Source organism: Nostoc sp. WHI (assembly GCF_015714725.1).
GTDB lineage: Bacteria > Cyanobacteriota > Cyanobacteriia > Cyanobacteriales > Nostocaceae > Nostoc.
This window is the reverse complement of sequence record NZ_WBKM01000109.1, coordinates 16,478-38,214: the sequence shown is the minus strand read 5'-3', so window position 1 is coordinate 38,214 and position 21,737 is coordinate 16,478. Positions and strand designations below refer to the sequence as shown.

Genomic DNA, 21,737 nt, shown 5'->3' with positions numbered 1-21,737 from the left:
TGGCATTGAGATTGGCTAATAAAACCCGCAGAAGAGGACACGGAGAGAGTATATATTTCAGGACTTATGCAGTGATGTGATCTGTGAAGACCGCCCAAATAGTGCCGAGTGGTGAGTGTCGAGTGCTGAGTTGGGAATCGTTTTTGACCTATGCCCAATGCCCAATGCCCAATGCCCTATGCCCAATGCCCAATGCCCAATTAACGTTGGTCAATGGGGGTATAAGTAACTTCGTGCAGACCGTTGTAAACCTGGGTAGGACGGAAAATCCGGTTTTCTGCTAGTTGTTCTTTCCAGTGGGCTAGCCAACCGGCAACGCGGGCGATCGCAAATATTGGCGTAAACAAGTCTGTGGGAATACCCATTTTCTTATACACCAAGCCTGAGTAAAAGTCAACGTTTGGATAAATCCCTTTTGAGGCGAGTTTTTCCTCTACCACTCGTTCCATTTCTTGGGCAATGTCATAGTTCTTGTCATACCCAAACTTCTCAAACAACTGTTCGGCTAATTTTTGCAAAATCGTGGCTCGTGGATCTTTTACTTTATAAACACGATGTCCAAAGCCCATAATCCTAGATTTGCGTTCCAGACAATTCTCTATGTAAGGACGGACATTTTCCACAGAGCCAATTTCTTCCAACATCTGAATCACTTCTTCATTGGCTCCACCATGCAGAGGCCCTCCCAAGGTTCCCACCGCACTAGCAACCACAGCGTAAGGATCAGTTAGGGTAGAAGCTGTCACCCTGGCACTGAAAGTTGAAGCATTCATTGTATGCTCGACGTGAAGTATCAAGCAGATATCAAAAATTCGCGCCGCCAAAGGGTCGGGTTCTTGCTCATCGAGCATGTATAGAAAGTTGGCGGAGTAGTCTAAGTCATCACGGGGACGTACCGGGTCATTGCCTTTTCGCATCAACTGGAACGCCGCTACCATTGTGGGAATGGTTGCTATCAAGCGCACGACCGAATCTCGAATATAGACAGGATTATGTAAATCCCGGAGCGAATAAAACAAGCCTAAAGCAGCAGCAGAGGCTTGCAAGGCATCCATTGGGTGGCCGCTTTCTGGAAAGCATTTCATCATGTCCCGAATGCGGTACTTTATCCGCCTGTGGTAACGAACTTCATGCTCAAATGTTTCCAGTTCTTCCTTGCTTGGCAGTACACCCCAGATTAGAAGATAAGCAGTTTCGAGGAATGTACTTTTTTCTGCTAGTTCCTCAATCCGAATGCCACGATATTCTAGTAGTCCCTTTTGCCCATCAACATAACTAATACTTGATTGGGCGGCGGGAATGCCTTCTAAACCAGGCTTGTATTCGCACACCATCATGGCAACACCATTTACTTGTTGAAATGTCTGATTAAGCTAACTTACCAGAAATTATTGTCGCCATAACAGTAGCCGTTCTAACAACAATCAGAAATGTTGAAAAACTGTTACAGCAGGTACTTGGGTGGTGTCAACCAAAACATCTGACTACGACCCAGAGGAGAACCTGTTTCTGGTAGTTTTATCCCAATCATACCTGCTTTTTTCAAGACTAAGCTTGCTTTTACTTCCCCCCATAGAAGAATTTCCGCCCAACTAGTCAAACCTGGTTCATGTCCAACCAGCGCTAATTGGGTATTTTGTGAATAATTCCTTGGCTCTAACCAGTCTTGGAGCCAATTAGAAATTTGCCCATCGGGGGCGAGGTGGCTAGATTCCTCTAAATGAGAGCTTAGTTTTTCTGCTATGAGGATTTCAGTTGTTTGGCGGGCACGCACTAAGGGACTGGTGACAATCAAATCAAAATTTAAACCTAACTTAACAAGTTTCTGGGCGACTTGCTCAGTTTTTTGCCGCCCTTCTTTGGTAAGGCTGCGCTCCTCATCCTTGATGCCTAATCCCTGATCTTCGGCGATGCCATGACGAATTAAATATAATTCCATACTTTGAATTTTGTGACTGTAACGGGGCGTTACCCTTACTGAGTTAGGAGTTACACCTGATGTAAGTTAACTTATCCTAATCTTAATCATTATTACGTATTCGTTGATCTGCCATCTGTCCGGTGCAACGCGGCGTTAGATGTTCTAAGTATTATGGATATGCCAATAGATTTAAAACTTGAATAAATTTGTAATCCCGTTGGTTTTTTGTAATAAACGGGTAATTCGATATTATTGCTGTAGCTGCAATGAGACTGTCAGGAATGTGCAAATTATGACTTAGCCGATAAGACCGCAATAAATCAACTGCTGTGTCAGATACAGCCTGGTCAATCTTAATGATGTAAAACTGCTTGAGAAAATTTTCTAGTGTTTGTAGTTCTGCTTTGTTACGACAACCAACTATTAGTTCCATTTGTGTGATTATGCTAATTATCAAGCTAGAACTCGCTTTCAGATTTTGCAAACAGGTTACTGCTTCGATAACACCGCGACCAGCATCAATTAGAATATCAGTATCAACGATGGTTGAGTTAGTCATGCAACTTTGACCACTCATTGTCTCTAACACCGCGCACCCAAGCACTGCTATCAGCTAAATCTTGGCGATCGCTCCACATCCCAATAAAGCTATCATTATTTTCTGTCGGATTTTCTTCTTCTAGCTGGATTACACCTATTAAACTCTGAGTCCAGGAGTCAAGGTCAGTTAAAGGTTCTAAGGTTTTACTGTCAGTAATAGACAATAGGGTTTCTTCTTGAGTCACATCTTTTTCAATCTGTTTATCCCAGGCTACTGGATAGAATTCCGTAAACCAGGCACGAAAATTAGCCAGAGCCTCTGGTGAAAGGCCACTAACATCCGATTCGACATTTATAAGCGGTTTGTTTTTTAAGTTTAATTTCTCATTTCTTAAATTTTCATTTGATTCTAGTAGTAAAAAAGGGATTATCTGATTTGTTAAATTTAGCCTTAATTGTTGTCGTTTATCCCAGTCTGCTGCATCGAATTCGGCAAGCCAGGTATGAAAAGCAGCTAGATTCTCTGATGAAAGTTGACTAATATCGAATTTTACTTTCCATTCAGTTAACAATTCACTAACCAAATTATCCAAATTATATACCAATGGCAAATTTAGGTTTTCAATATATCCATGAGCAACACGATTACTAACTTCCAAACAAGCTTGAGCAAGGTCGAATTGAGAGATTGATAACTCTCCTAAAGAGTACAGATGTTTGATTAAACCTATAACTGGGAAACGTTCAATAGGAATTGACACATCGATTGCTCGCTTTCTTAAAGCATTCTCAAAAATATTCCCTAAACAAAGAAAAGCAGACTGAATTTCCTCATTTTCAGTAAGTTTATGTGCTTGGTCAAACTGCTCCTTTAGTTCTTGCCATGAAGGAAGTTCTTCAGATGTTCCAGGTAATGACTTGGCTTCTATGTCTTCAAACGTTACCAATATAAAACGCCAGCCTGGATGTTTGCTCACTTCTTCTGCTAAAACTTGTAAACGATCAACCGACAGACGGCTGAGGCTGTTTTTTACTTCAATTACTAAACCTGAACCGTCTTTAATCGCGATTAAATCTGGCTGGTAGTTACCCAAATCAAATGGTAATTCATCTGTTTTGAGTCCAGTTAAAACATGAAATCCTTGACTTTCGTACTTCTGTGCCAGAGATTTCACTTTTTCATCGTATAGAATTTCAGTATTGTTAGTCATAAGTATTTTTCCAATGGTTGAGATTTACTTATTTTTACATAAACACACTCTTTACCTGGAGCATATCTATACTTATACAAAAATTCTACATGGTTATTCGTCAGCGTTAGGATAAAAGTCTAAGTCTAAAATTTCATCAACAGAAAAGGGACAGGCGATCGCAAACTCATCCTCTAATAAACCAGTTTCTACTATCGCCTCTCGCCGCGATCGCTGATAAGTAGTATTAATCCACTCGGCATCATTTAAAAAACGCCGCAAGCTAGGACTTTCTTGCAGCAATTCATCCATATTCAGTCGCTCACGGGTAAGGGTCACTTGCCAGTTGTGACTACGACGTTCGGGTTGATACTTCCACTTCAACAAATGCGACAACACCAACCGCAACGCACTTTGCAACGCCCGTTGTTGACTCTTACCCAAGTCCACCACTTCTTCAATTAAGTGTTCTAAATCCAACGTTTCCCAGTGGTGCAATTGCAAAAGCTCTGCTGTCTGCTCTACCCAAGCATAAAAATCTTGCTCATACAGAGTTTGTAACATTTGCAATTCTATAATCTTCATGGCATTCTTCCTTCACAAATAACATTAGGCACGAACTAAATCCTCATTCAGTTCAGCCTCTGTCAATTTGAAGGTGTTGAGTTTAGGATTATAATAACGCCCTCATATAACCAAACACTTTGACTCCAGCATGAGTTAAGACTTCGCCTTATCCTCTTCCTTTACTCGGACTGAATTGGATTATCTCTAGGGTTAACTAACCTCAGCAGTTTTTGCTTAATTTGAGCATCGAATACTTCCCATTTCATTTTCGCATAGGCGGAATTTTCGTTAGTGCCAGATAAGAAACCCATCGGGATTTCAAAACCGCCTGCGCTTGTCCTTCCACCGCCGAAAAAGCGCCCTGCGCTATCTTGTCCAAAGGCTTCTTTGATGAATTCATCAGGATCAAGGGTGAGTTTGGTGGTTCTCAGGGAGCCGATGACTATTTCCAGTTCTTCATCTTCATCGTGAACAATGCCATAAACTACAGCAGTGTGGACGTTTTCTTCGGTGACGAGAAAATCAGCCGCTTGGGGAATGGCATCACGATCGTCGTAGCGTAAGTAACCAACACCAGCAATGGAAAAGTTATTTTGGACGATGCGGTTTTTTAGCGATCGCTCGATCACATCCATCACCCGCTTGGAACGGTTTGCCTGTAAAATGGCGTTCAGCAGTTGGGCGTCATAAAATCGACTTAAATACGCAGCTGCCATAAAGTCTTCTTCTTGCGCTTGCATGAGCCGATTTGTATCCGATCGCAAGCCATGCATCAAAGCAGTAGCGCATTTGACGTGTTGATTTCTGCTACTATCTAAAGCCAGTAATCCCGATTGTAAGTATTGAGTAAAAATTGTCGCCGTGGCTCGTACATAAGGACGAACATCCTCAAACTCTGAGTTGAGTTCCCCTTGTAAACTGTGATGGTCGATGAGCACCACTAAGGGAATTCCAGCTTCCTGCACTGCTGATAGTAGCTGCGAAGTGGTTCCCTGGTTATCAATTAATACAAAACCTTGATAAGATGACAAATCTTTGCTTTTTAAGGTTTGCGGTGTCCAGCGTTGGACAGGTAAATTAGTCAGCTTTACTAAGGCAATATTCTCTTGGTGGCTCAAAGCGCCAGCATAAATGATTTCACATTTGATATCGTATTGTTGAGCAATTAACTGGTAAGTCCAGGCACAGGAAAGGGCATCAGGGTCAGGAAAATCTTGCAGAATTACCAGTTGGCGATCGTGTCGGTGTGCCAGAAGGGTTTTTTGCAGTTCTTCTGACTTTTGTTGTGCTAAGGAATTATTCCGTTGACCAATATAAATAGCTGCTTCACCTACCGATGGCGGTAATGAAGGACTTTTAAGTACAACTTCCACTGGCGATGTCTCTATTTCGGCTTCCTCTGGGTTTGGCTCTGTGGTCAATGACAAACTCTCAAATTGAGTAACGGGAGAATTCAAGTACATAGGAACTTCTTTAAAGTGTGAGGCTCGATTAATTCAGAAATACTACAATCAGCAACTCACTGAATTTGAATTTAGCCATATTAATTATGATCTTCGCAAAAATATCAATGCATCACACTATATATTTAAGTATATTTTTTGTCAGTAACAGCATTGAGCAATTAACTAAATTCCACTAGAGGGTGGAGAAAAAAGAAAGTTTTCTATATCAGGCTGCATCTGACAGTATAATTTCCTTAATTTCATTTTTTTCCTCATACTATAGATTCAATCATTTGGATTTTTGTCTGACTTAGGGTACACTTTCCATCTTATACTTTAGGGTTTGTCCTTGATATTTGAAATATTCTTATCCTCAATGGTCTCATTATTGTGACTATTGAGCAATTAACAATTATTTTTAACAAACAAGGCGTGTTTCCTATGCCATTTAAAAATTCTGATTGTTAGCTCTTACCGGAAAATGTGTATGACAATGTGTGAACAAACCTGATTCAACACACAATTTCTTCAAGCTAAAGGTGTCCAACTGGTCTTTAGGCGAACGCTAAAAGCAAGCAGGAACGCGAACCTGTGACTATTTCTCTACTTTTCTAGGACTAAGCTACGTCATGTCAAAGACCAATGACATACTTTTGCCACTCTTGGTGCAGTCCACTTTTAAGATGTTTGCTGACCTCAAAATAGAGACTGCTGTAAGGTTGGCGGGGGGGATGACGTAAAGGCATATGAGCTTCGTGGGGAGTGCGACTGCCTTTTTTGACATTGCAACGGACACAAGCGGTCACAATGTTCTCCCAGCTATCGACCCCGCCGCGCGATCGCGGTATTACATGGTCTAGGGTCAATTCATCCCCTGTGTAACCACAATATTGACAGGCATGACCGTCACGGTGCAATATATTTCGGCGAGTCAGAGGAATTTCTTTATAAGGAACGCGCACGTAATGACGCAACCGGATCACGGTCGGCAATGGGAAATCTGAGTACAAGAATTTCCCGTTGTGTTCTAGGTGTTCTGCCTTGCCCTTGATTAACAGAACCACAGCGCGACGCCAGCTGGTTATATTGAGAGGTTCATAAGAGGCGTTTAAGACTAAAACTTTCCCCATTGATCTGCGCTCAGGGTATTAGCTTTACATAAATATTAACACAAATATACCCTGTTATGGAGACGACAATAAATTATACTTTCAAGATAATTAAAGAATTAAGTGAGGAGTTTGTAAGCAAAACTCTTAGCTCATGCTTTCCTTCTTCAGGCATCTTGTATCAATTCTTAAATGAAGGGTAAACTTCCTATTTAATCTGATATCGCTTCTAAGAGCGTGTATAGATAGATAATTTGGAAGTTTAGCCGTGGTGGGATAGGAGTCAGTACAAATGTTAAGTCGCAAGCAAATCCCTGGTGTAGTTAGTAATCAGCAGTGCGACACCTACGCGTGGTTCTCGCAACGAGCCTGGGTAGAAATTGATTTAGGGGCGTTGTCGTACAATGTACAGCAGCTGGTACAGTTGTTATCACCGCACACCGAACTAATGGCAGTAGTGAAAGCTGATGCCTATGGGCATGGAGCAGTAACAGTCGCTCAAACTGTAATCCAATCGGGAGCTAGTTGGCTGGGAGTCGCTACAGTTCCAGAAGCTATTCAATTGCGAGAAGGCGGCATTGAAGCGCCCATTTTGATTTTAGGGGCAACTCATACACCAGAGCAGATTCATGCGATCGCCCACTGGAAACTTCAGCCCACACTCTGTAGCCCTAAACAAGCTTTAGTATTTTCCGACACTCTAGAATCGATGAATTATGGTTCGCCTGTACCCGTACATATCAAATTAGACACGGGAATGTCTAGGTTGGGAACTAATTGGCAGCAAGCTGGCGAATTTGTGCAATTAGTGCAGCGCTTACCACATCTTTCCATTGCCAGTATTTATTCGCATTTGGCAACAGCAGATGATCCTGACACTACGGCAATGGAAGAACAGCATAAACGATTTGAGGAAGCGATCGCTCAAATCAAAGCAATAGGAATCCAACCGCCCTGCTTGCACTTGGCAAACTCAGCCGCCGCACTTACAGATCCGGCATTGCATTACAACATTGTGCGAGTAGGTTTAGCTGTTTACGGACTCTACCCAGCACCGCATTTACAAAATGCGATCAATCTTAAGCCTGTTTTACAACTCAAAGCACGAGTTACCCAAGTTAAAACAATTGCCGCAGGAACTGCTGTCAGCTACGGTCATCAATTTACTGCCCCGCGTGAACTCCGCCTCGCCGTCGTGGGAATTGGCTATGCTGACGGTGTGCCTCGTAGTCTTTCCAACAAAATGCAGGCGTTGATTCGTGGGCAGAGGGTGTCGCAAATCGGTACAATTACGATGGATCAGTTGATGCTGGATGTGAGTGCCATACCTAATATCCAAGAAGGAGAAATAGTCACCTTACTAGGAGAACAAGGAAAAGAACAAATTTCAGCAGACGATTGGGCAGAACAACTAAATACTATTTCCTGGGAAATTCTCTGCGGGTTCAAGCATCGTCTGCCTCGTGTTGCAGTTATGTAATTGGGCATGGGGCATGGGGCATTGGTTATTAATTCATCTCCCTCATCCTCACTCTTCCTTGCCATAAATGATTTCTTATGGTAAGATGTTAAACTGATGCGGATGTGGCGGAATTGGCAGACGCGCTAGATTTAGGTTCTAGTTTCGCAAGGAGTGAAGGTTCAAGTCCTTTCATCCGCATTTTGAATAGGTAAAAATGCATGAGCCTGTTGGCTCATGCATTTTTAGCTTTATGAATTAATTCATCCTCAACTGTAAGCACGAAAGTTCAATAGAGCTAAACTTCCCTGGCGTAAGAAGATTATTGTCTGTGTTTTTTAACTTTGCGATCGCTCAGTTATTGCGTAATATCAAAAATCAAATCGGATTGCTACAGATTTTGCTATCATATACTTGCCAAGTCTCAACTTCCCCTTGAGATAAGCCTAAAAGCAATATATTGAGACATATCACGGCATAGCAAGAACGGAATTAAACCAAGCTTAATAGTTGGATTCTGGGAGGTTCAAAAATTAGATGACAGCGCCTCAGCCAACAATATTTACAAACTATCATCTTTACGACCAAGATTTTTATCTGTGGATAGAGACAACTGCTAAACAATTAAAAGAAGGCAGATTTTCTGAGGTTGATTTAGAAAATCTGATCGAAGAGATTGAATGCATGGGAAGAAGTGAAAAACACGCGCTTGCGAGTAATTTAGTTGTTCTATTAATGCATCTACTAAAATATAAATACCAGCCAGAAAAACGTTCTAATAGTTGGAAAGGAACTATTAGAGAACATCGCCGCAGATTGACAATAACTTTTAAGGATAGTCCTAGTTTAAAACTATATTTCCAGGAAGTTTGGACTGAGTGCTATCAAGATGCAAGAAAGCAAGCTAGTGATGAAACTAGTTTATCGCTTGATACTTTCGGTGTAGACTCTCCGTTTACTGCCGATGAATGTTTAGATGAAGATTTTTTACCTGATTAGTGGATTGTCGATATTTAACCCACAGCATAATCTGTAAATTGGCGTTTAAATGGCGAATTAAAGCCGATGACAAACGAGAACAAACACAACGGGTGTTTATTCGGCGATCGCTATGGCATAAATATTTCTCATTTTATAAATTGGGACGCGAACAGCTAAATAAAGTTGGCGTTCTGGTTCAATTTTATCTAATGCATCCCGATAGTTTAAAAACTATCCCAACGCTATATGAAATTCTGAAACATTCGATAGACTAATAAAACTTTTAATTTCTACCACTATATGCATTTTCTAAATCTCTAACGGGAGATTGGCTAAGAAAATGTGCGATCGCACATTTTGGACAACCAGAAAAATTCGCCTGGATATGTGGTTAATTTCACGCCTTTTTCTGGTACTCTTACGATTCCTTGTAAATTATGTTTTATTTTATCAAAAAAATCAGTATTATCCCTGTAGTCACAACAGGGGTATTTAATGAAAAGTGGCTTCATATAGTTCTTACTGCTTAAAAAATAGATTTTACTTAAGTGTAAATACAGAAGCTCAAATATATCCCTGCATATAAAATCAGTATTATTCCTGTGGTCAGATTGGGGTGACTCAATGGAAAGTGGCTTCATCTAGTCTTGACATTTTTATGTCTTAATTCTCAAAAGATGTTTGTAAATCTCAGTAACAGTAAGTAAATTAATCACAATTTATGAATTTACTAAGATTTGCTCATCTGAAATAACGCTACTGTCGTTGAGTTTCCCCACAAATCTAGATGTAAACTGATGTACTTTAAAATACAAAAGTTTAATGCCTTTTACTTGATTTCAATTGTGGAATAACTCTGCACAAATTTAGCTTACACGGATCGAATTTAGCTGAAGTAAAAGCAAAATGAGCACAACTCCTATAGGTAGCTACAGGTTGTTCCAGAAACTACATCCGCTATCTCTTTTGGCACAATTAACCAGTCGGCGTGCTACAGGTTGCTTAAGCGTATTTACCGGGATAGTTTCTTGGTCAATTTATCTAGAGGACGGTAAACTTACTTATGCCTCCTATTCAGATAAACTGTTTGAGCGGCTTGACAGTCACTTGCGACGCTTGAGTCAGCAAATCTTTACTCTCAACAGCGCCACTCGCGTGCAGATGCGACTGATGTTTGAGACGAAGAATGAACATCAATCAATACCAAATGCAGATTACCAAGCTATTTGTTGGTTAGTAAATCAGAACTATATTACTTCTGTGCAAGCAGGAAACCTGATAGACGAATTGGCAAAAGAAGTACTGGAATCATTTCTGTGTTTAAAAGAAGGTAGCTATGAATTCAGTCTAGAAAGCTCTTTGGATGAACTACCAAAGTTTTGTCGCCTAGACTTGCGGTTACTTGTTGAACATTGTCAAAAGCAGTTACGAAATCGGCAAAATATCCAATCATCAATTCCGGCTGGTGGGGGTTCCCAAGTTTTATCTACAACCCAACTGTCTCAAGTTAAGCCGCAGCTACAAATAAAACTTGGGCAAAAATTACCGAAACCAATCAATTTTGATGTTCCTGAGAATAATCAAACGACTCAGCCATCTGTTGGCAAAAAACTATATACAATTGCCTGCATTGATGATAGCCAAACAGTTTTGAATTCCATCAAACACTTTTTGGATGAAAACACATTTTCAGTTGTGTTAATCAACGATCCGGTAAAAGCTTTAATGCAAATTCTTCGGAGTAAGCCTGATCTGATTTTACTCGATGTTGAAATGCCAAGTTTAGATGGCTACGAGTTATGTTCCTTATTAAGGAAACATTCAGCTTTTAAAAATACACCTATTATTATGGTGACTGGTAGAACAGGATTTATCGACAGGGCAAAGGCTAAAATGGTCAGGTCATCAGGATATTTGACTAAACCTTTTACACAATCAGAATTGCTAAAAATGGTTTTTAAGCATCTTGGTTAATTTAATATTTCCAATAACTATAACCAAATTTAATCGCCTTAATTTAGTTTTTAGGAGATTTAATAGTGAGCCTGACTTTGCTTGGCACAATTCTGATTGTAGAAGATTCTCCCAGTGAATTGGAATTAATGAGCCATTATCTTAAAGAGAGTGGTTACAACGTAATTAAAGCAAGTGGTGCAAAAGAAGCTTTAGAAAAAGCTGTGTTAGAAAAACCAGATGCGATCGTTACTGATGTAGTAATGCCAGAAATGAGTGGATTTGAATTGTGTCGTTCTTTGAGAAGAAATCCGATTACTGCAAAAGTGCCGATTGTGATTTGTAGTTCCAAAAATCAAGAAATTGATCGTTTGTGGGCGACGAGGCAAGGTGCAGATGCCTATATAACTAAACCTTACACCCGCGAACATCTCCTACGTACTATTAAATCAGTGGTAATTTGAATCAATGACTAGTACAAACATTATTCTTTCTCCAAAACCAATCCAAAGCAACTTAGCGGATGGTTATCTGAAGTTTCAGCTAAATCAACAGACTAGTGCTGTTTTATCAATGAGGCATACCCAAGAAGCAATTATTGTGCCTATTGAATCTATCACCTCGATGCCCAATATGCCTCCCTGTATATTAGGATTAATGAATTGGCGAAGTCGGATAATTTGGGTAGTTGATTTGCCAAGAATGCTCAATTTAGAATCTCTAGATTATCGATCGCGACAGTACAATGCGATCGTTATCCAAGTGGAATCATTAGTATTGGCCTTAGTTGTGCAAGAAATAAAAGGTACAACCAAGTTCGTAGCTGATGCTATTCATTCTCCTATAGGACAAGTAGCATCCAGTTTAGTTCCTTATTTATGTGGGTGCGTTGTGCAACAGGAAGAAACCTTACTGGTATTAGATGCACAGGCAATTGGACAGTCTTCTATTCTCCGCAGTGATTAAGGTGTATTACTAAAAAATAGTTTTTAGTGTTCTTATTCACATACTTAGGAAAACTACTTTATGTTTAATAAAACTGACACAAACAAGAACAATAGCGCTCAAAACAGAGCGTCACTGATTTCATCACAAAAAGCTATTGGGACTGTAGTAAAGCTACCAAATAAGCCTAATACTGAAACTGCTAATAATGTTTCTTGGAATCAGGCTATTGCTTATTTTACAAAGCTAGGATTGGTTAAGAAAGCGACTATTTTAGCGATCGCAATCGGTACAATACCAGTACTAGGCATAGGCGCGATCGCTTTTGGTTTTGCCAACAAATCAATTACTAAGCAAATTACTCAATCTCAACAAGCCGAAGCCACTGGCTTAAGTGATAAAGTTAACCGTTTCATGTTGGAACGTTACGGTGATATTCAAGTAATATCAAGTTTGCCTTTTTTGACAAATCTCCAAGCTAGTGGAAGTGCCACTACTCAAGAAAAGCAAGCAGTTCTAGATCGGGTTGTTAAAGCTTATAAAGCTTATGACAGTGTTGCTGTTTTTGATCGGCAAGGTAACTTGATTGTTCAATCCACAAGCGAACCCCTAGACAATCAAAAAGACCGTAGCTATTTTCAAGACGTTTTGCAAAAAGATATTCCTGTCATTAGCAAACCAGAAGCAGCAAAAAATACTGGTGTAATAAATATTTATATAGCTGCACCTGTTAAAAATACATTTACGGGTCAAACTATCGGCGTGGTGCGATCGCGTATGCCCGTAAAATCTTTAGGGGAAGTAATCAAAAACTACGTAGTCAATGGGCAACAATATCATTTGCTCGATGCTTCGGGAACAGTTTTCTTGAGTCCACAACAGAAAATTTTGGGGAAGGAGGCGAAGGAAGAGTATCGCACTTTACCTAAGCTGCTGACAGCTAAAAAGATAGATAGTTTTATAGAAGTTCCTAAAACTTACAAAAAACAAGAACTAGTCAGCTACGTACCAGCCAGTAAGCTAGATGGATTACCTGATTTAAACTGGCAGGTACTTTTATCTACAGACACAGCAATTGTATTTGAGCCGCAAAGACAATTGTTGTGGACTATAGCCATCGGTACAGCACTGACAGCATTTATTGTTGGTGCGATCGCATCTCGGTTAGCTAAACTCACTACACAGCCAATTCTCAATGCGACTGCGGCATTAGCGAAGCTAGGTCAAGGTAAATTTAATACCCGTCTGGAAATCGAAAGAGAAGACGAATTAGGGGTATTGAGTGCAAATATCAACCAGATGGCCGAACAATTACAAGTCTTAGTTAAGGAACAAGAACTGGACGTTGAAGGGGCAAAATTACTAGCAGATATTACCCTACGAATTCGGAGAATTCTCAAAATTGAAGATATTTATCATGCAGCAGTGAAGGAAGTTCAGCGATCGCTAAAAACAGACCGGGTAATTATTTATAGTCTGAATCCAAATACTTGGGATGGCGTTGTTGTTGCTGAATCGGTTGCTGGCGATTGGCCCAAAATGCTCGGAGTGAAAATTGATGACCCCTATTTTCGGGAACGTTATATAGAAAATTATCACGATGGACAGGTGCAAGCGGTTAGCAATATTCATCAAGACCAAAGTTTGAAAAATGCCAATAGTTACATGCAACTGTTGGAAAAATTTGCTGTCAAAGCTAATTTAATCGTACCGATTCTTGCCCAAGAGCAACTTTTAGGCTTATTAATTGCTCATCATTGCGAAACTCCTCGTATTTGGCAACAGCCGGAAATTGACTTGTTTCAACAGATAGCAACTCAAGTCGGCTATGCCTTAGAACAAGCAAAGTTATTAGAGGAGATAGAACAAGCCAGGAATGTTGCTGTTATCGGTTCTGACGACGAACGGCATCAAAAAGAAACACTGCAACAGCAACTTTTAGAACTGCTCAGTGATGTAGAAGGTGCAGCTAGAGGCGACTTAACAGTACGTGCAGACGTGACTGCTGGAGAAATCGGCACTGTAGCCGATTTTTTCAACTCTATTGTCGAAAGCCTCCGAGATATTGTTACCCAAGTTAAACAAGCTGCTACGCAAGTGAATACTGCCGTCGGCTCTAATGAAGGAGCTATCCGCGACTTAGCAGAAGAAGCACTCACCCAATCTGCCGAAATCAACCGCACCCTCAATGCTGTTGACCAAATGACCCAATCCATGCAAGCCGTAGCCGAAAGCGCCGAAAAAGCTGCCTTCATTGCTAATCATGCTGCTCACACCGCTACCAAGAGTGGACACGCGATGGATTTGACAGTCCAAAATATCCTGTCTTTGCGCGAAACTGTTGGTGAAACTGCTAAGAAAGTGAAACGTTTGGGAGAATCTTCTCAACAAATTTCTCGCGTCGTGTCCTTGATTAACCAAATCGCAATTCAAACCAACTTGCTTGCCATTAACGCCGGCATTGAAGCCGCGCGTGCGGGTGAAGAAGGCCAAGGTTTTGCCGTCGTGGCCGAAGAAGTTGGCGAATTAGCAGTCCGCAGTGCCGCAGCAACCCAAGAAATTGAACAAATTGTTGAAAATATCCAACGAGAAACCAGTGAAGTGGTGCAGGCGATGGAAATAGGCACTACCCAAGTGGTAGAAGGTACCCGCATTGTGGAGGAGGCTAAACAAAGTCTGGGTCAAATTTTGGATGTATCGCGTCAAATTGACTCTTTAGTGCAGTCAATTTCTACTGCAACTGCATCTCAGGTAGAAACATCGCAAAGTGTTAGCCAATTGATGAAAGATATCGCTGCTATATCACAGCGCACTAGCGATTCTTCTCGTCAAGTTTCCGAATCTTTGCAACAAACTGTGGAAATTTCCCAGCAGTTGCAAGAGACTGTTGAGACTTTTAAAGTTAGTTAAGTCAAACACCCTCTAAAACTAATTACAGCTATTTTCAGGTAAATTAACCACATCTTTTTTATCTCACGCAAAGGCGCAAAGGCGCAAAGGAAGAAATGTGTAATTATGCTACAAAACAAAGAATTAGAAATCCAGATGCAGTTTCTGGAAGAAGCAACTGATTACATAAATACCTTAGAAGGGGTATTGTTAGAAATCGATACTACTAACCGGATCGATTTGGATAAAATTAATGCTGCACTCCGAGCTACTCATTCTATCAAAGGTGGCGCGGGGATGATGGGATTTAAATCACTAAGTGATTTAGCTCACCGTCTGGAAGATTCCTTTAAAGTTTTAAAAACTAAAAAAAATTCTCTAGAAATTGATACTCAGTTACAAAGTTTATTGCTATCTGGAGTTGACTGGCTGCGTCAGATTGTAGAATTGCTGGCAGAAGGAAATGTTGTCGAAGATGACTGGTTAGCAACTTTCTGTCACCCAATTTTTGATGAGTTGCGCGATCGCTTGGGAGATCCTACCCCTGAGGATGCCTCAAGTATGCTATCCCTAGAAGATGGACAAGACGTCATCCCCTTGCTATTTGGAACAGAAGTAGAAGAGTGTTTGCAGCGTCTAGAATCTATATTGGCAGATAGCGAACAGCCTGGTTTGCATGAAGAAGTTGTGATCATGGCAGCTGAATTGGGCGGTTTGGGGGAAATGCTTCAGTTGGGAGCTTTTACCAAACTTTGTGAGTCTGTAACGCAGCAATTGGGAGCAGCTGTTAACAGCGAACGCATTCCCGAAATTGCTCAGTTAGCACTGCAAGCATGGCGGCGATCGCAAGCTTTGATACTGACAAATCAACTAGATAACTTGCCTACAGAAATTAACTTGGGTAGTTATACACAATCTGAACTACTTTCAAAAATAGAAATAATACCCCAATTTGTTGCTCCAGATGTAGAAGATCACAGAGAGATCCTCGATACAGAAGTAGTGTCAACATCTGTTTGGCAACCAGAAAACATAAGAGAAAATTGGACTAATGATCAAGCGTTGGCGCAGCCCAGCGCAGGTATCGCTGCTAATTTCACATTTGTAGATGCAGAGTTTGCGGATGACGTTAATGGTGTCAATGTCACCGAGCAAAATCCAATATTTGCTAGAGAAAATAATTATCCAGATGCCAGAGTTGGCGAAAGTAAAGAGCGGGAAAATCATGAAAATACCGTCCGAGTTCCTAGCAAACAATTAGAGCAAATTAATGATTTGTTTGGTGAACTAATTGTTCAACGCAATGGGTTAAACTCGCAACTAGAAAGATTACGCAAACTCGTTCGTAACCTCAGCCAGCGTGTACAAGTTCTCGACCGAGAAAACCAGGATTTACATACAGCCTATGATAAAATTTCCACTCAAGCTGCCATGTCTGCTGGGGTGCGTTTGCAAGCTGAAAATGATCACCAAATACAAGACATAGACAGGGGATTTGATGCCTTAGAAATGGATCGCTATAACGAATTAAATCTGCGATCGCAGGAAGTTATGGAAACCATTGTTCAGGTACAGGAAGTCACAACTGATGTGCAACTCAGTGTAGATGATACCGATCAAATTGCTCGTAAACTAAACAAAACATCAAAACAGTTACAGACAAAACTAAATCATATTCGGATGCGGCCACTGTCTGATTTAGTTGAACGTTTTCCTAGAGCTTTGCGCGATTTAAATGTAGAGTATGGGAAAAATGTCCAATTAAAAATTGAAGGTGGTAACACTTTAATTGAACGCAGCATTTTAGAAGCTTTAAACGAACCTTTAATGCATCTGTTAAGGAATGCCTTCGATCATGGTATTGAAGATTTGGCCACCCGCCGCCTTTTAGGGAAACCAGAACAAGGATTGATTGAAATTAAAGCAACTCATCGCAGTAATCGCACCATCATTACTATCCGTGATGATGGTTGGGGTATTTCTCTGGAGAAAATTCGCACCCGCGCCCTAACTATGGGATTGGATGCTTCTCTACTCGCTAATGCTACTGATGAAGAACTGTTATCACTAATTTTTGAAGCAGGTTTTACCACCTCCGAGCAAGTGACAGCATTATCTGGTCGCGGTGTCGGTATGGATGTGGTTCGCAACAACCTCAAACTAATTCGAGGAGATGTCAAAGTTGATACGGAGCCGGGAGTTGGTACTACCTTCACCCTATCAGTACCGTTTACACTTTCCGTTGCGCGAGTTCTGCTAGTAGAAATCAACAAAATGCTGTTGGCATTTCCCACAGATGTCATTTCAGAAATATTTTTACTCCAAAACGAGCAAGTTTTCCAAATGGCAGGTAGCGAAGTCTTAAATTGGCAAGGAACCATGTTGCCACTGATTCGCTTGACTCGCTACTTAGAGTTTAATTGTCTGCGCTACGATAGCCCAGAATTAGAGACTCCCGCAGCCATTAATGCTAACAGCGTCTTAGTAGTCAAAGGTAATAATCAGCCAGTCGCTATTCAAATAGACCGTTGCTGGGGTGAACAAGAAGTTGCTATCCGCCAAGTTGAAGGAAATATACCTTTACCTGAAGGCTTTAGCAACTGTACAATTCTCGGTGATGGTCGAGTAGTGCCATTAGTTAATGCCAACGAATTACTGTATTGGATTGCTACGAATCGGCGGACTTCCAGAGGCACTCAATTACCATCAGCAAGGTTAAAAACACCGTTCCTCATATTTGATGAAGACAAAATATCAGCAGCTTCTATTAAGCAGAAAGGTACAATTTTGATTGTCGATGACTCGATTAATGTTCGTCGCTTTTTAGCTCTGACTCTTGAAAAAGGCGGGTATCAAGTAGAACAAGCTAAAGACGGTCAAGATGCCTTAGAAAAACTCCACGGTGGATTGAGAGTTGAAGCAGTAATTTGTGATATTGAAATGCCTCGCCTTGATGGTTATGGCTTTTTAGGTAAGGTAAATTCAGATGTTGATACAAAAAATATCCCAGTTGCTATGCTGACTTCTCGTAGCAGCAACAAACATCGGCAACTAGCTATGCAATTAGGTGCTAGAGCTTACTTTTCTAAACCTTACAATGAACAAGAATTACTGCAAACGCTGGAAGAAATAATTTGCACAGCAGCATGAAAGGCAGCATCTAATTGAATTCGGAATTTGGTATTATCTCGTTCTTATAGCGGTTCTTGCTTGAATCGCGATCGCGGGTAGTATATTTGTTGGTAGTCTGGCTTGGCTGGCGAAGAGAAAGCAAGCAGCATTTACCAAGGCAAAGGTATAATTACATCCTAGAATAAATTCGCAAATAGTTTAAATACAAAGCCCGCTCCGAAGTTCTGAGTGGGCTTTGTATTTTATGGGCAATTAGTCAGACATAATATCAATTACCTGAAACTAAAATCCTTCCAGGAACCTTTATATTAAGCCTCAATTTTTACACCCTTCCAGAAGGCGACATAGCCCTCAATATTTTTAGCCTTTTCCTTAGTGGTGGGATAGTACCAAGCAGCGTCTTTATTAACTTGCCCATCGACTTCGATGGTGTAGTAGCTAGCAACACCTTTCCAAGGACAAGTACTCTGGGTGTTACTTTCTTGAAAATACTGCTTGTTAATGCTGTCAGCAGGAAAATAATAGTTACTTTCTACAATTACGGTTTTATCGCTCTCGGCTAAAACAGTTCCATTCCAAATTGCTTTCGGCATAAGTGACTTTGCGAATAAACTTTACATATATATTTTGACACTTCTAAGGCTGCAAGTGCCTTGACGGTTAGAAGTCGTGGCTACAAAAACAAAACCAGCCGACGCGGGTTAAAATTTTTACTAGTATGACCTCAGCGATCGCACTCTCCACAATAGAGTTAATTAACAATTTTCAACTCTCGACGGCTGAGGGTTGAGCGCAGCGATGCACTGAGCTTGCCGTTCGCGTAGCGTCTCGTAGAGAAGTGTCGAAACCCGCAGATCCCTAACTGTAACACTGACGGCTGTTGTTACTGCGTAGGCGTAGCCCGTCGTAGACATCGCTACTACACTCTCGACCAAAGCACTAGAGAAAACAGGCGAAAATATTGGTGATGCTTTATGGACTACAGCTTGTGCGTTAGTTAAGAACACACAAGCGGACATGACTAATGAACTTGTTGTAGTGACTACAGCTTGTTCATTTGTCGCAAATGCTTATGTTGAAGTGATTACAGCTTAAGCAAAACTTATTAATCAACAAGTTGTAGTGATTACAGCTTGTTCATTTGTCGCAAATGCTTATGTTGAAGTGATTACAGCTTAAGCAAAACTTATTAATGAACTTGTTGTAGTGACTACAGCTTATTCATGTGTGGCAAACGCTTATTTTGAAGTTACTACAGCTTTGGGGGGGTGGGGTGCAACGACTGTGGGAATCATAACTAATTATTCGGACATGATATCAGTAAACCAAAAAGTTTTTCTCCAGAGAGCGATCGCTAATCATAGCTAAATAGACTAAAGAGATACTAAATATATAATTACTGCTTATGCTACTCTGAAAAGGTTCAAAAAATGAAATGATGAAAGTAGTGTGTAGGATATTGGCTAAAAAAATTGTCAGAAGAACTGGCTTTAACAGACTCAAAAACCCTTGAAGAGGTTATTGAGTGTTGCGTAAAACTATCAGGCTGTTGCTTTGGACTGAGATATAGTAGATGATTTTATCAAGAACTGGTAATTAAATCGTTACGCATTTTTATAATCAGAAAATGCCAAAAAAATCCTCCGAACGTTATCCAGAAAACTGGTTAGATATCGCTCTATTAGTGAAACAATCTGTGGACTGACATTGTTCTAAGTGTGGGTTGCAATGTGTTCGTCCCGGTGATGATACCAAAAAAGTTACCCGTTCCCTAAGTCACATTAGAGCTAGCAAAAATTTATGTCTAAATTTTCAACTTGGATAGAGCTTCTGAGTTATAGAGCAATACATCAGGCTGACAAAATAGCTTATATCTTTCTTCAAGAAGGTGAAAAAGAAACACTTAGACTATCTTATCAACAGTTGGATACATTATCACGAGCGATCGCTTCCCAGTTACAATCTCTGCAATTAACGGGTGAACGAGCTTTATTACTTTATCCACCAGGTCTAGAATTTATCGCTGCCTTTTTTGGATGTTTATATGCTGGCGTGATAGCTGTACCAGCTTATCCACCCCGACCGAATCAGAAAATGACAAGGTTATCTGCGATCGTATCTGATGCTTCGGCAAATGTTGCACTCACAACTAATTCTCTGTTAAAAGATATCAATAATAGCTTTGTCCAAGACTCAGAACTAAATACACTGCACATTCTGGCTACAGATAATATAGATAGCAATCAAGCCCCAAATTGGCAAAAACTGGAAGTCAACAGCGATACTCTAGCTTTTCTTCAATACACTTCTGGTTCTACAGGCACACCAAAGGGAGTGATGGTGAGTCACGACAACTTGCTGCACAATTGCGAGTATATGAGGCAAGCATTTGCATTTACGCCAGAAAGTGTTGCTGTATCTTGGCTTCCTAGCTTTCATGATATGGGACTCATTTTAGGTATTCTCGAACCCTTGTATACGAATTTTCCAGTAATCTTGATGCCACCGACAGCGTTTGTTCAGCAACCAATTCGATGGCTACAGGCAATTTCGCACTATAAAGCAACCCATTCTGGTGGCCCGAACTTTGCCTATGAACTTTGCATCAACAGGATTACACAGGAGCAATTAGCAACCCTCGACCTCAGCACTTGGCGTTTCGCCTACAACGGTGCAGAACCCGTCCGCCGCCACACCTTAGAACGATTTACCGAAAAATTCCAGCCTTGTGGTTTCAAATCTAACTTCTTATATCCCTGTTATGGTATGGCTGAAGCAACGTTGATGATTTCTGGAGGACTAGGCGAAGCAGAACCAGTTTACTGTACTATTAAAGCCGATGAATTAGCACAAAATCAAATTGTAAAAGCATTATCGAATACCCAAAATGTGAGGCATTTAGTAGGGTGTGGACGCGAATGGCTTGATACCAAAATCGTCATTGCTAACCCAGAATCGCTCACACAATGCCTTCCCAATCAAGTAGGCGAGATTTGGATATCGGGACGTAGTGTGACTCAAGGTTATTGGCAGCGACCAGAGCAGACCGAGCAAACCTTTAAGGCACAATTAAGGGATACTAAAGAAGAACCGTTTCTGCGTACTGGGGATTTGGGATTTTTAAAGGATGGTGAATTATTTATCACGGGACGACTCAAAGATGTAATTATTATTAGAGGTCGCAACCATTATCCCCAAGACATTGAACTGACGGTGCAACAGAGTCACCCAGCTTTAAGACCTGATTCCGGTGCTGCGTTTGCTGTAGAAGTAGATGGAGAAGAACGATTAGTTGTAGTTCAAGAAGTGCATCGTAATTACCTGCGGGAACTGAATGTCGATGAGGTAGTTGGGGCAATCTGTGAAGCAGTATCAGAGCAGCATGAGTTACAAGTTTATGCAGTGTTGCTGCTCAAAACGGCGAGTATTTTAAAGACATCCAGTGGTAAGATTCAGCGCCATGCTTGCAAAAATGGATTTTTGATGGGAAATCTAAATATTGTGGGAGAGTGGCGACAGAATCTTAACGAAAGAAGCGTTTAAGAGTTCTTTTAGGCTACTGACCATTGTTTTTTATCTCCTAGTAGAGTTTCGTTTGTTTTTTAG

19 protein-coding genes, 1 tRNA gene and 1 pseudogene are annotated in these 21,737 nt (G+C 40.8%); 11 read left to right on the top strand and 10 right to left on the bottom strand.

What is annotated here, in order from left to right:
- Positions 1–200: 200 nt before the first annotated feature.
- The 7 genes from F8S12_RS10895 to F8S12_RS10865 form a co-directional block, all read right to left on the bottom strand.
- Positions 201–1,337, bottom strand: coding sequence for a citrate synthase (locus F8S12_RS10895; RefSeq protein ID WP_196516311.1), 1,137 nt, complete (start codon positions 1,335–1,337; stop codon positions 201–203).
- Between the two features lie 107 nt (positions 1,338–1,444).
- Positions 1,445–1,939, bottom strand: coding sequence for a phosphohistidine phosphatase SixA (sixA, locus tag F8S12_RS10890; RefSeq protein WP_196516310.1), 495 nt, complete (start codon positions 1,937–1,939; stop codon positions 1,445–1,447).
- Between the two features lie 151 nt (positions 1,940–2,090).
- Positions 2,091–2,480: a type II toxin-antitoxin system VapC family toxin gene (locus tag F8S12_RS10885; RefSeq protein WP_196516309.1), complete on the bottom strand. Its 390-nt coding sequence runs from the start codon at positions 2,478–2,480 to the stop codon at positions 2,091–2,093.
- Complete coding sequence (locus tag F8S12_RS10880) at positions 2,473–3,672, bottom strand: hypothetical protein (RefSeq protein WP_196516308.1); 1,200 nt, start codon at positions 3,670–3,672, stop codon at positions 2,473–2,475. Before F8S12_RS10880 ends, F8S12_RS10885 begins: the two co-directional genes overlap by 8 nt.
- Positions 3,673–3,765: 93 nt before the next feature.
- Positions 3,766–4,236, bottom strand: a complete 471-nt coding sequence (locus F8S12_RS10875; protein WP_196516307.1) for a DUF29 domain-containing protein — start codon at positions 4,234–4,236, stop codon at positions 3,766–3,768.
- 161 nt (positions 4,237–4,397) lie between these two features.
- Positions 4,398–5,681, bottom strand: a complete 1,284-nt coding sequence (locus F8S12_RS10870) for a DHH family phosphoesterase (protein ID WP_196516306.1) — start codon at positions 5,679–5,681, stop codon at positions 4,398–4,400.
- 614 nt (positions 5,682–6,295) lie between these two features.
- Positions 6,296–6,793 (bottom strand): HNH endonuclease, encoded by a 498-nt coding sequence (locus F8S12_RS10865; RefSeq protein WP_196516305.1) that lies wholly within the window; start codon positions 6,791–6,793, stop codon positions 6,296–6,298.
- Between the two features lie 271 nt (positions 6,794–7,064).
- Here F8S12_RS10865 and alr point away from each other — a divergent pair, with 271 nt between their 5' ends.
- From alr to F8S12_RS10845, 4 genes are all read left to right on the top strand, one after another.
- A complete protein-coding gene (gene alr / locus F8S12_RS10860) occupies positions 7,065–8,252 on the top strand; it encodes an alanine racemase (RefSeq protein ID WP_196516304.1) in 1,188 nt (395 codons plus the stop codon).
- A 98-nt stretch (positions 8,253–8,350) separates the two neighbouring features.
- Positions 8,351–8,432 (top strand) — tRNA-Leu (locus tag F8S12_RS10855).
- A 124-nt stretch (positions 8,433–8,556) separates the two neighbouring features.
- Positions 8,557–8,670 carry a hypothetical protein gene (locus F8S12_RS42285; protein WP_230967938.1) on the top strand — a complete coding sequence of 38 codons (114 nt, stop codon included), beginning with the start codon at positions 8,557–8,559 and terminating at the stop codon, positions 8,668–8,670.
- Positions 8,671–8,768: 98 nt separating this feature from the next.
- Positions 8,769–9,230 (top strand): DUF29 domain-containing protein, encoded by a 462-nt coding sequence (locus tag F8S12_RS10845; RefSeq protein WP_196516303.1) that lies wholly within the window; start codon positions 8,769–8,771, stop codon positions 9,228–9,230.
- Between the two features lie 132 nt (positions 9,231–9,362).
- Here the strand turns inward: F8S12_RS10845 and F8S12_RS10840 are convergent.
- Positions 9,363–9,512: pseudogene (locus F8S12_RS10840) on the bottom strand (element excision factor XisH family protein); the annotation flags it as partial.
- A gap of 606 nt (positions 9,513–10,118) precedes the next feature.
- Here F8S12_RS10840 and F8S12_RS10835 point away from each other — a divergent pair.
- From F8S12_RS10835 to F8S12_RS10815, 5 genes are all read left to right on the top strand, one after another.
- Positions 10,119–11,186, top strand: coding sequence for a response regulator (locus F8S12_RS10835; RefSeq protein ID WP_196516302.1), 1,068 nt, complete (start codon positions 10,119–10,121; stop codon positions 11,184–11,186).
- Positions 11,187–11,251: 65 nt separating this feature from the next.
- Positions 11,252–11,629, top strand: a complete 378-nt coding sequence (locus F8S12_RS10830; RefSeq protein ID WP_196516301.1) for a response regulator transcription factor — start codon at positions 11,252–11,254, stop codon at positions 11,627–11,629.
- 4 nt (positions 11,630–11,633) lie between these two features.
- Positions 11,634–12,131, top strand: a complete 498-nt coding sequence (locus tag F8S12_RS10825) for a chemotaxis protein CheW (RefSeq protein ID WP_196516300.1) — start codon at positions 11,634–11,636, stop codon at positions 12,129–12,131.
- 60 nt (positions 12,132–12,191) lie between these two features.
- A complete protein-coding gene (locus F8S12_RS10820; protein ID WP_196516299.1) occupies positions 12,192–15,020 on the top strand; it encodes a methyl-accepting chemotaxis protein in 2,829 nt (942 codons plus the stop codon).
- A gap of 105 nt (positions 15,021–15,125) precedes the next feature.
- Positions 15,126–18,149, top strand: a complete 3,024-nt coding sequence (locus tag F8S12_RS10815) for a hybrid sensor histidine kinase/response regulator (protein WP_196516298.1) — start codon at positions 15,126–15,128, stop codon at positions 18,147–18,149.
- Positions 18,150–18,439: 290 nt separating this feature from the next.
- Here F8S12_RS10815 and F8S12_RS10810 read toward each other — a convergent pair whose 3' ends face one another.
- Both F8S12_RS10810 and F8S12_RS10805 read right to left on the bottom strand, forming a co-directional pair.
- Positions 18,440–18,724 (bottom strand): DUF427 domain-containing protein, encoded by a 285-nt coding sequence (locus F8S12_RS10810; RefSeq protein ID WP_196516297.1) that lies wholly within the window; start codon positions 18,722–18,724, stop codon positions 18,440–18,442.
- Between the two features lie 162 nt (positions 18,725–18,886).
- Positions 18,887–19,150 carry a hypothetical protein gene (locus tag F8S12_RS10805; RefSeq protein WP_196516296.1) on the bottom strand — a complete coding sequence of 88 codons (264 nt, stop codon included), beginning with the start codon at positions 19,148–19,150 and terminating at the stop codon, positions 18,887–18,889.
- 208 nt (positions 19,151–19,358) lie between these two features.
- Between F8S12_RS10805 and F8S12_RS10800 the strand changes: the two genes are divergently transcribed.
- On the top strand, positions 19,359–19,499 hold the full coding sequence (locus F8S12_RS10800) for a hypothetical protein (protein WP_230967937.1): 141 nt from the start codon (positions 19,359–19,361) through the stop codon (positions 19,497–19,499).
- A gap of 432 nt (positions 19,500–19,931) precedes the next feature.
- Positions 19,932–21,674, top strand: coding sequence for a fatty acyl-AMP ligase (locus tag F8S12_RS10795; protein WP_196516294.1), 1,743 nt, complete (start codon positions 19,932–19,934; stop codon positions 21,672–21,674).
- Positions 21,675–21,737: the final 63 nt, after the last annotated feature.